The following is a 13,572-nucleotide window of genomic DNA, read 5'->3' as shown; positions in this document are numbered from 1 at the left end:
CCACCTCCGACCTGGACGATCTCCTGGCCAGGCTCGACCAGCACACCGCCGATCACCCAGAAGAATCCTCCGCCGCCAAGGCCGCGTGATCAACCCCCGAAGGACTTACGACGCAGACCACTTAGGCGACCTCGATGCCGTACTCGCGCAGGAGGTCCTCCAGGCCGCCCCGGTAGCCCTTGCCGCCGATGACGAACTTCCAGTCGCCGTTCGGCCGGCGCCGGAACGATCCGAGCACCAGGGCGGTTTCGCCCGCCCGGCCGTCGGAGACCTCCAGCTGGTCGATCTCCCCGCCGTCCGGCGTGAGGAGGCGGATCCGGGCGTCGGTGAAGCCCGCCAGGTCGGCGTCCGGGTTGACCTCCGGGTCGATGGCGGCGGCGAGCACCAGGCGGTCGGCGTGGCGCGGCAGCCCGTCGAAGTCGACCTCGACCGCCGCCTTGTCGGGGGCGGCCCGCTCGCGGGAGCGAACCGAACCGTCCGGCGTGCGGGGGTTGTTGAAGAACACGAAGTGGTCCTCGCTCAGCACCCGGTTGCCCTCGCAGACGAGCGCGCACACGTCCAGCGCGACGCCGCCCGACCAGTCCATGCCGAGGATGTTGTGCTCGCCCGCCGAGCCCGTGCCCGTACGCTGTGCGGGCACCGAGGCGGACACGGACGCGGGCATCGCGACGGCGACCGTGGCCACCTCCGAAGCCGAAGCCGAAGCCGCAGCCGAAGTCGAGGCAGACGCCGAACCCGAGGCGGACGCCGACGCACGCCCCGCCGGGCCGCTCGCCGCTCCGCCGAGGCGCCCCCGGAGCCCGTACCGGTGCAGCAGGTCCACCAACTCGACCCCGGGAACCAACTCCAGCGGCTTGCCGTTGGCAAAGGTGTACGACCCGGGTCCGAAGGACGAGGTGGTGACCAGCACCCCCTTGTTCGCCCCCGCGTCCTGAACCGTGCCGTACAGGTCCCGCACCGCCGTCGGCGGGACCGTGTTCCGGTAGCGCTTGACCTGCACCACGATCCGACCGCCCCGGATCGGGGCCGGGTCCAGCGCCTCCACGTCGACCCCGCCGTCACCGGACCGTTGGGTGGTCACCGCCTCCATGCCCATCGCCCGGAACAGTTCGGCGACCAGGTTCTCGAAAGCGATGGGATCCATCGTGAAGAGGTCCGGCTCCTCCGCGCCGCCGCCCGCGTGCCCGCCGTGGCTGACGACCGCGCCGACCTCGCCGGGCCTGCGGCCCGACCGTACGGCGGCCGGCTGGTCGGGCCGGGTCGACAGATGCCCGCGCAGCCCGTCGACCAGGCAATCCACCGCGCTGACCTGCTCCAGGCGCAGCCCGGTGAAGTCGGAGCGCGCCGCGAGCACGGTGGCCAGGACGATCTGCGCCTCCCGGCCGGTCGCCGGATCGTGGTCGTCCACGAATCCGTTGACCACCACCGAGTCCAACGCGCCGAACTCGTCCGCCGCGTACAGCTCGCGCAGCACCAGCAGCACGCACTGCGCCAGCAGGTCCCGGTACACGGCCCGGCGCTGAGTGGCCGGCCTGGCGGTCTCCTTGTCCTGGTCGGTGCTCGGCACGTAGCGCACCGATTTGGCCTCGGGGACCACCTCGTACCGCGGCAGTTCCCAGTCCAGCACCAACTGCCGGGCCGCCGGGTCGTACGCGGCGGACACCTGCCGCGGCAGGTCCTCGGGCCACGCCGTGGAGGAGTACAGCGCCGCCGAGAAGTACTCCACGGCGGCCTCGGCGTCCCCGGCCCGCAGCGCGTCGGCCAGCTCGGCGAGGCCGCTGTTGTGCGCCCGGACGTCGACGAGCTGCCCGGCCGCCCACTCGTCGTACTGACGTCGGTAGGAGGCCAGTTGTCCCTGTCGCTGCTGCTCCGCCGCGTGGGCGGCCTGCCAGGCCCGGGTGTACTGCTCGTGCGCCTCGCGCTCCGCCTGCGCGCGCCGGTTCGAGCCGCCGCCCCAGCCGCCGCCCTGCTGCTGGAACTGCTGGAGGTGTGGCATCGGCACGGGGTGGGCGAGCGTGCCCGGGTTGAAGGGCTCCAGTCGCTCGGAGCGGACCAGGGCGGCCATGCGGAAGGCCGGTGCCCGGCAGCCGGCCGCCAACAATCCCTGGAGGGAGGCCACTTCCGCGTCGAGCCGTTCGGTCCTGCGCCGGGCCTCGGCCTCGCGGTGCTGTTTGTACGCGGCCTGTTGTTCCCGCTGTCCCCGGGCCACGTCCCGTTCGTGGGCGCGCTGTCTGCGCTCGGCCTCGCGCTGCTGGATCAGTTGAGTCCGCTGCTGTTGGCGCTGGGCCTCGGCCCAGACCCCGATCAACCCGCTCGACCGACGACTCATCAGATCCGCTCTCCCGCCCCCACCGATATGTATCAAGAAAACACTAATGGGCGTGCGGGGTGCGCGGTCCGAAGACCCCGCACCCCGCACGCCCCGGCATCTGACACGTCAGTCGCCGCACGTCGCGAGGCGTCGCCCCACAGGGCGCCCCCGCACGGTGTGTCCCGTTACAGGGCGCCGCCCGCCAGTGCCCCGACGGGAGCGGGCAACGCCGTGCCCGACCCGTCACGGCGCGGGTCGACGGCCGGCAGCGCCGCCGGTACCCCGTTCTTGGAGGACGCCCGGACCGGGGCGCCCCCGGCCCACGCGAGCACCAACACGTCCTCGCCCTTCAGGAACCGCTGGCAGCGCACGCCGCCGGTGGCCCGTCCCTTGCGCGGGTACTGGTCGAAGGGGGTCAGCTTCGCCGACAGCAGCGAGTCGTCCAGCGTGCCGTGCGAGCCGGCGACCGTGAACACCATGGCGTCCCGGCCCGGGTCCACGGCCGAGAAGTGGATCACCTTGGCGTTGTCGGCGAGCTTGATGCCCGCCATGCCGCCCGCCGGGCGGCCCTGGGGGCGCACCTGGGCCGCGGGGTAGCGCAACAGTTGGGCGTCGTCGGTGATGAAGACCAGGTCCTCCTCGCCCGTGCGCAACTCGACCGCTCCGACGATCCGGTCGCCCTCCTTGAGGGTGATGACCTCCAGCTCGTCCTTGTTCGCCGGATAGTCCGGCACGACGCGCTTGACCACGCCCTGCTCGGTCCCCAGGGCCAGGCCCTGGGAGGACTCGTCCAGCGAGAGCAGGCAGACCACCGTCTCGTCCGCCTCCAGCCCGGTCAGGAACTCCGTGACGGGCGCGCCTCCCGCCAGGTTCGGCGCGGAGTGGGTGTCCGGCAACTGCGGCAGGTCGATCACCGACAGCCTCAGCAGACGACCGTACGAGGTGACGACACCCACGTCGGCGCGGGCGGTCGCGGCCACCTGCGAGAGGATCAGGTCGTGCTTCGCACGGGACCCGCCCTCCTCCTCGGGCAGCGGCTCGGCGTTCGCCGTACGGGCCACCAGACCCGTGGACGACAGCAGGACCCGGCACGGGTCGTCCGCGACCTCCAGCGGAACCGCCGCGATGGCCGTGCCCGCCGACTCCAGCAGCACCGTCCGGCGCTCGGTGCCGAACTTTTTCGCCACCGCCGCCAGCTCCGAGGAGACGAGCTTGCGCAGCTCGTTGTCGGATTCCAGGATCCCGGTCAGCTCGTCGATCTCGCCGGCCAGCCGGTCGCGCTCGGACTCCAGCTCGATCCGGTCGAAGCGGGTGAGCCGGCGCAGCGGGGTGTCCAGGATGTACTGGGTCTGGATCTCGCTGAGGGAGAAGTGCTCGATCAGGCGTTCCTTGGCCTGCGCGGAGTTGTCGCTGTCCCGGATGAGGCGGATGACCTCGTCGATGTCGAGGAGCGCCACGAGGAGCCCCTCGACCAGGTGCAGTCGGTCGCGCCGCTTGCCGCGCCGGAACTCGCTGCGCCGCCGGACGACCTCGAAGCGGTGGTCGAGGTAGACCTCCAGCAGCTCCTTGAGGCCCAGCGTCAGCGGCTGGCCGTCGACCAGCGCCACGTTGTTGATGCCGAAGGACTCCTCCATCGGCGTCAGCTTGTAGAGCTGCTCCAGGACGGCCTCCGGGTGGAAGCCGTTCTTGATCTCGATGACCAGGCGCAGGCCGTGCGAGCGGTCGGTGAGGTCCTTGACGTCCGCGATGCCCTGGAGCTTCTTGGAACCGACCAGGTCCTTGATCTTCGCGATGACCTTCTCGGGGCCGACCGTGAAGGGCAGTTCGGTGACGACCAGGCCCTTGCGGCGCGGGGTCACGTCCTCCACGGCGACGGTCGCGCGGATCTTGAAGGTGCCTCGACCGTTCTCGTAGGCGTCCTTGATGCCGGCGAGTCCCACGATGCGCCCGCCGGTCGGCAGGTCGGGACCCGGCACGAAGCGCATCAGCGCCTCCAGGTCCGCCTCCGGGTACCGGATCAGGTGACGGGCGGCCGCGATGACCTCGCCGAGGTTGTGCGGGGCCATGTTGGTGGCCATGCCGACGGCGATCCCGGAGGCGCCGTTGACGAGCAGGTTGGGGTACGCGGCCGGCAGGACGACCGGCTCGCGCTCCTGGCCGTCGTAGTTCGCGGCGAAGTCGACGGTGTTCTCGTCGATGCCGTCCGTCATCAGTGAGGCGGCGTCGGCCATCCTCGACTCGGTGTAACGCATCGCGGCCGGCGGGTCGTCGTTGCCGAGCGAACCGAAGTTGCCGTGGCCGTCGACCAGCGGCAGCCGCATCGAGAAGGGTTGGGCCATGCGCACCAGGGCGTCGTAGATCGACGCGTCACCGTGGGGGTGGAGCTTGCCCATCACCTCGCCGACGACGCGCGCGCACTTCACGTAGCCGCGGTCGGGGCGCAGGCCCATCTCGTTCATCTGGTAGACGATGCGCCGGTGCACCGGCTTCATGCCGTCACGGGCGTCGGGCAGGGCACGGGAGTAGATCACCGAGTACGCGTACTCGAGGAAGGAGCCCTGCATTTCGTCGACGACGTCGATGTCGAGGATCTTCTCCTCGAAATCCTCCGGCGGCGGGGTCTTCGTGCTGCGGCGGGCCATCGCTGCGCGGCTCCTTAACCATGAAAGGGGGGTGTACTCGGGGTCTGACGGGGACTGACGGGCTGTGGCCGCAAGGCTGGGTCGGCCTTCCGGACAGTGGTGACGCGGACCATTGTGTCCCGAGGCACCGACAACGCCGACTCCGACCCAGGAGTGAACCCGGGAACTTCTCCGGTGGTCGACGCGCTTGCATACAGTGGCAGGTCTGACAGAAATCTCTGCATCGCGATCGAAGGGACCACATGCCCATGGGTCACACGGCCACAGCCCAGGCCGGCTCCGGCGGCCTGACAGCGACCGAGCACCGGCTGGCCAACGGCCTGCGCGTGGTGCTCTCCGAGGATCACCTGACCCCGGTCGCCGCGGTCTGCCTCTGGTACGACGTCGGCTCGCGCCACGAGGTCAAGGGCCGGACCGGTCTGGCTCACCTCTTCGAGCACCTGATGTTCCAGGGGTCCGCGAGCGTACCCGGCACCGGGCACTTCGAGCTCGTCCAGGGCGCCGGCGGTTCGCTGAACGGCACCACCAGCTTCGAGCGCACCAACTACTTCGAGACGATGCCGGCCCACCAGCTGGAGCTCGCCCTCTGGCTGGAGGCGGACCGCATGGGTTCGCTGCTGGCCGCCCTGGACGACGAGTCCATGGAGAACCAGCGCGACGTCGTCAAGAACGAGCGCCGCCAGCGGTACGACAACGTGCCGTACGGCACCGCGTTCGAGCGGCTCACCGCCCTCGCGTACCCCGAGGGACACCCGTACCACCACACCCCGATCGGCTCCATGGTCGACCTGGACGCCGCCTCCCTGGAGGACGCGCGCCACTTCTTCCGCACGTACTACGCGCCCAACAACGCGGTGCTCTCGGTCGTCGGTGACATCGACCCCGAGCAGGCGCTCGCCTGGGTCGAGAAGTACTTCGGCTCCATCCCCTCGCACGACGGCAAGCAGCCGCCGCGCGACGGCTCGCTGCCCGAGGTCATGGGCGGCCAGCTGCGCGAGGAGATCGTCGAGGAGGTCCCGGCCCGCGCGTTGATGGCCGCCTACCGGCTGCCGCACGACGGCACCCGCGAGTGCGACGCCGCCGACGTGGCGCTGACCGTCCTCGGCGGCGGCGAGTCCTCGCGGCTGCACAACCGCCTGGTCCGCCGCGACCAGAGCGCCGTGGCCGCCGGATTCGGCATGCTGCGCCTGGCGGGCGCGCCGTCGCTCGGCTGGCTGGACGTCAAGACCTCCAGCGGGGTCGAGGTGCCCGCCATCGAGGCGGCCGTGGACGAGGAACTCGCGCGGTTCGCCGCCGAGGGCCCCACCGCCGAGGAGATGGAACGCGCCCAGGCCCAGCTGGAACGGGAGTGGCTGGACCGGCTGAGCACGGTCGCCGGCCGCGCCGACGAACTGTGCCGCTTCGCGGTCCTGTTCGGCGACCCGCAGCTCGCCCTGACCGCCGTCGGCCGCGTCCTGGACGTCACCGCCGAGGAGGTGCAGGCCGTGGCCGCCGCCCGACTGCGCCCGGACAACCGCGCGGTGCTCGTGTACGAGCCCCTGCCGGCCGACGAGTCCGACGAGAACGACGAGAACGAAGGGGCGGAGCAGTGAGCGACACCGCAGCCGTCACGATGACCTTCCACCCGCGGCCGGAGGCCGGCGAGGCCCGGCCGTGGGCCTTCCCGGCCCCCGAGCGCGGTGCGCTCTCCAACGGGCTGACCCTGCTGCGCTGCCACCGTCCGGGCCAGCAGGTCGTCGCCGTCGAGATCAACCTCGCCGCGCCGCTCGACGCGGAGCCCGAGGGGCTGGACGGGGTGGCCACCATCATGGCCCGCGCCCTGTCCGAGGGCACCGACAAGCACTCCGCCGAGGAGTTCGCGGCGGAGCTGGAGCGCTGCGGCGCGACCCTCGACGCGCACGCCGACCACCCGGGCCTGCGGGTCTCGCTGGAGGTTCCCGCCTCCCGCCTGGCGAAGGCGCTCGGCCTGCTCGCCGAGGCGCTGCGCGCCCCGGCCTTCGCGGACAGCGAGATCGACCGGCTGGTGCGCAACCGCCTCGACGAGATCCCGCACGAGTCGGCCAACCCGCAGCGCCGCGCCGCCAAGCAGCTCTCCAAGGAGCTGTTCCCGGCCGACCTGCGGATCTCCCGGCCCCGCCAGGGCACCGAGGAGACGGTCGCCCGCATCGACTCCGGTGCCGTGCGCGCCTTCTACGAGGCCCACGTGCGCCCCGCGACCGCCACCGCGGTGGTCGTCGGCGACCTGACCGGGATCGACCTGGACGCCGTCCTGGCGGACACCCTGGGCGCCTGGACCGGCAATTCCGCCGATCCGCTCCCGGTGCCGCCGGTGACGGCCGACGACACGGGCCGCGTGGTCATCGTGGACCGCCCCGGAGCGGTCCAGACGCAGCTCCTCATCGGCCGGATCGGCGCGGACCGTCACGACCGCGTCTGGGCGGCCCAGGTGCTCGGCACGTACTGCCTCGGCGGCACCCTCACCTCGCGCCTGGACAAGGTGCTGCGCGAGGAGAAGGGGTACACGTACGGCGTGCGCGCCTTCGGGCAGGTGCTGCGTTCCACCGCGGACGGCAAGGGCGCGTCGATGCTGGCCATCAGCGGCTCGGTGGACACCCCGAACACCGGCCCGGCGCTGGAGGACCTCTGGACGGTGCTGCGCACCCTCGCGGAGGGCGGTCTGACCGACGCCGAACGGGACGTGGCGGTACAGAACTTGGTGGGCGTGGCCCCGCTGAAGTTCGAGACGGCCGCCTCGGTCGCGGGCACCCTCGCCGACCAGGTGGAGCAGGAGCTGCCGGACGACTACCAGGCCCGGCTCTACGCCCAACTCGCCGCGACGGGCACGGTGGAGGCGACCTCGGCCGTGGTCAACGCCTTCCCCGTGGACCGGCTGGTCACGATCCTGGTGGGCGACGCGTCGCAGATCGCGGAGCCCGTGCGGGCGCTGGGGATCGGTGACGTGAGCGTGGTCGGCAACTGACCTGAAATCGAAGGGGCCCTGGCGAATTGCCGCCGGGGCCCCTTTTGTCCATTTAGTGGTGTGGTTGCTTGTATGTGGTGTGGCGTAGGTAACAAAAGCGCGCACCTGTTTGGCGATTGACTGAAGATCCGCCTAGCGTCGGCCGTGCTGTTCGTCAGTTGTGCCCGCCGCACCCGCGGCACCGGACAGCGATCGCCGAGTCCCCGTCAGGCGCGAGCCTGGGGAGCCGGGGACCCACATGTGTCCCTGGGGTGAATCGGACCGCCTCGCAAGAGGGGGCCCGTAGGAGACCTTCCTGCTCCGAACCCGTCAGCTAACCCGGTAGGCGAGAAGGAAGGAAAGGATCAACCTCTTCATGGCGTTTGGCAGCAGTCGTGTCGCCGGTAAGCACCGTGGTTCGAGCCGTTTGAGCCGCAAGACCGCCGGCTACGCCGGTATAGCCGCCCTCGCCACCACCGGCGTCGTGGGCACGCTGGCCGGCCCCGCGTTCGCCGCGAGCGAGCCCGCCGCCTCCACGGTGGAGGACACCGGCCTCAACGCCGTCGTCGTCGCCGAGGACCTCCAGGGCGAGATCGAGACCCAGGCCGAGTCCCAGCAGCGCGCCGCCGACATCACCGCCGCGAAGGCGCAGGCCGAGGCCGACGCCAAGCAGCGCGCCGCCGAGTCCAAGCGTCTCGCCGAGGCCAAGGCGAAGGCCGAGCGCGAGGCCGCCGAGCGTGCGGCCCGCGAGGCCGAGCGCAAGCGCCTCAACACGTTCGTCGCTCCCGTCGAGGGCTCCTACGTCAGCACGCAGTACCACGCGGGCGGCGGCATGTGGTCCTCCGGCAGCCACACGGGCATCGACTTCCACGCGGCCTCCGGCACCTCGGTCCACGCCGTGGGCGCCGGCACGATCGTCGAGGCCGGCTACGGCGGCGCGTACGGCAACAACGTCGTCATCAAGCACAACGACGGCACGTACACCCAGTACGGGCACATGTCCTCGCTGGACGTCTCCGTCGGCCAGCAGGTCACCCCGGGCCAGCAGATCGGCCTGTCGGGCTCCACCGGCAACTCCAGTGGCCCGCACCTGCACTTCGAGGCCCGCACCGGCTCGCAGTACGGCTCGGACATCGACCCGATCGCGTACCTGCGCTCGCACGACGTCAACGTCTGATCGCTCCGCACCTCTTCGCTGAAGGCCCCGGCTCATCGAGCCGGGGCCTTTCGCGTTGGCGGGAAATGTTTCACATTCAGGGCCGTCCTCGGAAATCATCGTGTGTTGCAATAGAGTCGCGGCACGGTCACGAAATCAAGCGGAGGTCCGGTCTTGCGAATTCCTGCGCACGCGGTATGCACAGCAATCCGCGACGACATCATCTCCGGGGTCTTCGGACCCGGCGGCCGCCTCACCGAGGAAGTACTGGCCCGCCGCTACGGGGTTTCCCGCGTCCCGGTCCGCGAGGCCCTGCGCACCCTGGAGTCCGAGGGCTTCGTCACGACCCGCCGGCATGCCGGGGCCTGCGTGGCCGAGCCGACCGAGCAGGAGGCCTCGGACCTCCTGGAGCTGCGGACGCTGTTGGAGCCCCTCGCCGCCTCCCGGGCGGCCCGCCGACGCACCGAGGCGCACCTGAAGGTGCTGCGCGGACTGGTCAGGCTGGGCCAGGAGCGGGCCAGGAGGGGCCAAGGGGAGGATCTGCAGGCCCTGGGGGGCTGGTTCCACGAGACGCTGTCCCAGGCGTCGGCGAGCCCCGGGCTGATCGCCCTGCTGACGCAGACGCGCCACAAGATCGCCTGGATGTTCTCGGTGGAGGCCCCGATGCGCCCCGTGGACTCCTGGGCCGAGCACGGCGCGATCGTGGACGCGGTGGCGCGCGGCGACGCCGAGCGGGCCCGCTCCCTGACGGCCCTGCACACCGAGCGCGCGGCCGCGGCCCACCGGCGGCGCGTGAGGACTTCGCAACCTGCCGTAAACATGGCGAGCGGCCCGCATTAACAAAGCCCGTATACAAAGGACCGATATACGGAGGCTTCCGCACCTCGAAGTCGCCGCCCGATTTCGTCCCGCTCGATTATCGCGGGCTTGTTTCGGCACGGGATTTCCGGCGTGCGGTAAATCCCGTCCCGATATCGCGCGCGCCGTGCCGCATTCATGCCAGCGCATTTCTGAAACGAAGAAAGCCGCGGCCCCCGGTGCACCGGGGGCTGCGGCTTCGTCGCGTGTGGGTGATCCGAGGGGTCAGACCGTCTCGGGGAGCTCGTCGAGGCCCTCGGCGACGAGCTTCGCGAGGCGGTCCAGCGCCGCGTCGGCGCCCTCGGCGTCGGACGCGAGGACGATCTCCTCGCCGCCCTGGGCGCCGAGGCCCAGAACCGCCAGCATGGAAGCGGCGTTGACGGGGTCGCCGCCGGCCTTCGCGATGGTCACCGGGACGCCGGAAGCGGTCGTCGCCCGGACGAAGATCGAGGCGGGACGAGCGTGCAGGCCCTCGGCCCAGCCGACGTTGACGCGGCGCTCTGCCATGGTGATGCCCTTCAGGTGCTAGCGGTTGTCTAGACCAGTCTCTCACGGCACCCGGAATGCTCGAACCGACCTTCGGCCCGGATCCACCGCCGTTGGACCGTCCCCAGCTTGCACTGATTTGCCCCCGTGTGCCGTACGCGCCGCGCGCGCACCGTTCGGTTGGCCCGCCCCTTAGGGTGTGGCCATGACCACCGAGTCGGACCCCTCGTACCCGGCCCACTGGGAAGCGGACGTCGTGCTGCGCGACGGCGGCACCGCCCGGATCCGGCCCATCACCACCGAGGACGCGGGACGCCTGGTCAGCTTCTACGAACAGGTCTCCGACGAGTCGAAGTACTACCGGTTCTTCGCCCCGTACCCCCGACTGTCCGACCGCGACGTCCACCGCTTCACCCACCACGACTACGTGGACCGCGTCGGCCTCGCGGCGACCATCGGCGGCGAGTTCATCGCGACCGTCCGCTTCGACCGCATCGGCCCCGAAGGCCGGCCCGCCTCCGCACCGGCCGACGAGGCCGAGGTCGCCTTCCTCGTCCAGGACGCGCACCAGGGCCGCGGCGTCGCCTCCGCCCTCCTCGAACACATCGGCGCGGTGGCCCGGGAGCGCGGCATCCGCCGGTTCGCCGCCGAGGTGTTGCCCGCGAACAGCAAGATGATCAAAGTGTTCACGGACGTCGGGTACCAGCAGAAGCGCAGCTTCGAGGACGGCGCCGTCCGCCTCACCCTCGACCTCGAACCCACCGCCGAGTCCCTCGCCGTGCAGCGCGCCCGCGAACAGCGCGCCGAAGCCCGCTCCGTCCAGCGACTCCTGGACCCCGGCTCCGTGGCGGTCATCGGCGTCAGCCGGTCCGGCGGCGGGGCGGGCGCCGCGGCGCTGCGCAACCTGCGGGACACCGGCTTCCACGGACACCTGTACGCGGTCAACGAGGCGGCCTCCGCCGACCTGCTGGACGGTGTCCGCGCCTACCGCACCGTCGCCGACATCGGAGCCCCGGTCGACCTCGCGGTCGTCGCCGTCCCGGCGGACCGGGTCCCGGACGCGGTCCGCGCGTGCGGAGAGCACGGCGTGCAGGGCCTGGTGGTGCTGTCCGCCGGGTACGGGGAGAGCGGCCCGGCCGGGCTGCAACGGCAGCGCGAGCTGGTCCGCCAGGTCCGCTCGTACGGGATGCGACTGATCGGCCCGAACGCGTTCGGGGTCATCAACACCGCTCCGGACGTGGAGCTGAACGCCTCACTGGCCCCCACCCCGGCGTCCGCGCGCGGCCGGATCGGCCTGTTCACCCAGTCCGGCGCGATCGGCATCGCCCTGCTCTCGGGACTGCTGCGGCGCGGCGAGGGACTGTCCTCGTTCGTCTCGGCCGGCAACAGGGCCGACGTCTCCGGCAACGACATCCTCCAGTACTGGTACGACGACGACTCCACCGACGTGGCCCTGATGTACCTGGAGACCCTGGGCAACCCCCGCAAGTTCACCCGCCTCGCCCGGCGCACCGCCGCCGTCAAGCCCGTGGTCGTGGCACGGGGCGGCCGGCACACCCCGGCAGGACACGTGGTCCCCGGGACCCGGCTGCCCGAATCCACCGTCTCGGAACTGCTCAGGCAGGCGGGTGTCATCCGGGTCGACACGGTCACGGAACTGGTCGACGTCGGGTTGCTGCTGGCCGGGCAGCCGCTGCCCGCCGGCCCGAGGGTGGCGATCCTCGGGAACTCCGAATCGTTGGGCGTGCTCACCTACGACGCGTGCCTGACCCGGGGGCTGCGACCCCTGCCGCCGCTGGACCTGACCACCGCCGCCACGCCGCAGGACTTCCGCACCGCCCTGGCCGACGCCCTGGCCTCGCCGGACTGCGACGCGGTCGTCGTGACGGCGATCCCGTGGGTGGGGGAGAACGCCCCGGCCGACGACCTGGCGGGCGCACTGCGCGACGCCGTCGCCGAGCACCCCGGCAAGCCGGTCGCGGTGGTGCACGTCGAGCTGGGCGCGCTGGCCGAGGCCCTCTCGACGGCCGCCGGCACCGTCGCGCCCCGCCCCGCGACCGCGATCACGCCGACCGCCCCGGCGGCCCCGACCACCCCGGTCCCCGGCGCCCCGGTCGCGCAGACCCCGCCGCCGGGCACCCCGCGGCCGGCCGACACCCCGCCGGCGGCCGACACCCCGCCGGCGGCCGACACCGCCACCCGACCCGGCACCGCCGGCGAGGGACGGATCCCGGCCTACCCCGCCGCCGAGCGGGCCGTCCGCGCCGTCGCCGAAGCCGTGCGGTACGCACAGTGGCGGCGGTCCCTCGCCGACGCCGGCCAGGTGCCCGAGTACGAGGACATCGACGAGGCCGGAACAGCCACACAGCTCGCCGCCCTCCTCGCCGGCGCCGCGGACTCCCCGATCACCCTCGACGAAGCCGACGCACGCGCGCTCCTCTCCCGCTACGGGATCCGGGTGCTCCCCACCCTGCCCGCGCCCGACGCCGACGCCGCCGTACGGGCCGCCCGCGCGCTCGGCTACCCGGTGGCCCTGAAGACCACCGCCCCGCACCTGCGCCACCGCGCCGACCTGGGAGGCGTACGCCTGGGCCTGACCACCGAGACGGAGCTGCGGCGCGCCTACGACGAACTCGCCGATGCCCTCGGCAAGCCGGCCGAGCTGCTCCCGGTCGTCCAGGCGATGGTGCCCCGCGGCGTCGACACCGTCGTGCGCTCCGTCATCGACCCCGCCGCCGGCGCCGTCCTCTCCTTCGGCCTCGCCGGCGTCCCCTCCGAGCTGCTCGGCGACACCGCCCACCGGCTGGTCCCGGCCACCGACCGGGACGCGGCGGCCCTGATCCGGTCCATCCGCGCCGCACCCCTCCTCTTCGGCTGGCGCGGCAGCGACCCCGTGGACACCCCCGCCCTGGAGGAGCTGCTCCTGCGCCTGTCCCGACTGGTCCACGACCACCCCGAGGTGATCGGGGTGTCCCTGGAACCCGTCGTCGTCGCCACGGAGGGACTCTCCGTGCTGAGCGCCACCGTCCGCGTGGCCCGCCCGCCCGTCCGCACCGACCTCGGACCGCGCACCCTCCCCAGCTACTAGGTCCTGTCGTCGAAGTGGCGCCGGTAGGGCCCGCGGTGTCCGGTGCCCCGACAACGCGACGAGGTGCGGTAC

8 protein-coding genes and 1 riboswitch are annotated in these 13,572 nt (G+C 72.1%); of the genes, 5 read left to right on the top strand and 3 right to left on the bottom strand.

Annotated elements, in window-relative coordinates:
- Positions 1 to 121: 121 nt before the first annotated feature.
- Both OTB19_RS25085 and OTB19_RS25080 read right to left on the bottom strand, forming a co-directional pair.
- Positions 122 to 2,329 (bottom strand): restriction endonuclease, encoded by a 2,208-nt coding sequence (locus OTB19_RS25085; protein ID WP_267800661.1) that lies wholly within the window; start codon positions 2,327 to 2,329, stop codon positions 122 to 124.
- Between the two features lie 167 nt (positions 2,330 to 2,496).
- Entirely contained in the window at positions 2,497 to 4,953 is a 2,457-nt protein-coding gene (locus tag OTB19_RS25080; RefSeq protein WP_267800660.1) for a DNA gyrase/topoisomerase IV subunit A, read from the bottom strand.
- Between the two features lie 248 nt (positions 4,954 to 5,201).
- On the opposite strand from OTB19_RS25080, the gene OTB19_RS25075 reads away from it, so the two are divergent.
- The 4 genes from OTB19_RS25075 (at position 5,202) to OTB19_RS25060 (ending at position 9,908) form a co-directional block, all read left to right on the top strand.
- Positions 5,202 to 6,545, top strand: coding sequence for a M16 family metallopeptidase (locus OTB19_RS25075; RefSeq protein WP_267800659.1), 1,344 nt, complete (start codon positions 5,202 to 5,204; stop codon positions 6,543 to 6,545).
- A gap of 20 nt (positions 6,546 to 6,565) precedes the next feature.
- Positions 6,566 to 7,933 carry a M16 family metallopeptidase gene (locus OTB19_RS25070; protein WP_267800663.1) on the top strand — a complete coding sequence of 456 codons (1,368 nt, stop codon included), beginning with the start codon at positions 6,566 to 6,568 and terminating at the stop codon, positions 7,931 to 7,933.
- Between the two features lie 183 nt (positions 7,934 to 8,116).
- A riboswitch (cyclic di-AMP (ydaO/yuaA leader) is annotated at positions 8,117 to 8,276 on the top strand.
- Positions 8,277 to 8,288: 12 nt separating this feature from the next.
- Positions 8,289 to 9,089: a M23 family metallopeptidase gene (locus OTB19_RS25065; protein WP_267800658.1), complete on the top strand. Its 801-nt coding sequence runs from the start codon at positions 8,289 to 8,291 to the stop codon at positions 9,087 to 9,089.
- 153 nt (positions 9,090 to 9,242) lie between these two features.
- The gene (locus OTB19_RS25060) at positions 9,243 to 9,908 is read left to right on the top strand and encodes a GntR family transcriptional regulator (protein WP_267800657.1); all 666 of its coding nucleotides are present in this window, start codon (positions 9,243 to 9,245) and stop codon (positions 9,906 to 9,908) included.
- 243 nt (positions 9,909 to 10,151) lie between these two features.
- On the opposite strand, the gene OTB19_RS25055 is transcribed toward OTB19_RS25060, so the two are convergent.
- A complete protein-coding gene (locus tag OTB19_RS25055; RefSeq protein WP_267800656.1) occupies positions 10,152 to 10,433 on the bottom strand; it encodes an HPr family phosphocarrier protein in 282 nt (93 codons plus the stop codon).
- Positions 10,434 to 10,617: 184 nt separating this feature from the next.
- Between OTB19_RS25055 and OTB19_RS25050 the strand changes: the two genes are divergently transcribed.
- Positions 10,618 to 13,500, top strand: coding sequence for a bifunctional GNAT family N-acetyltransferase/acetate--CoA ligase family protein (locus tag OTB19_RS25050; RefSeq protein ID WP_267800654.1), 2,883 nt, complete (start codon positions 10,618 to 10,620; stop codon positions 13,498 to 13,500).
- Positions 13,501 to 13,572: the final 72 nt, after the last annotated feature.

It is taken from the genome of Streptomyces sp. H27-H5 (assembly GCF_026627505.1).
Taxonomy (GTDB): domain Bacteria; phylum Actinomycetota; class Actinomycetes; order Streptomycetales; family Streptomycetaceae; genus Streptomyces.
The sequence above is the reverse complement of the archived record's forward strand: the minus strand, read 5'-3'. Positions and strand labels throughout refer to the sequence as shown.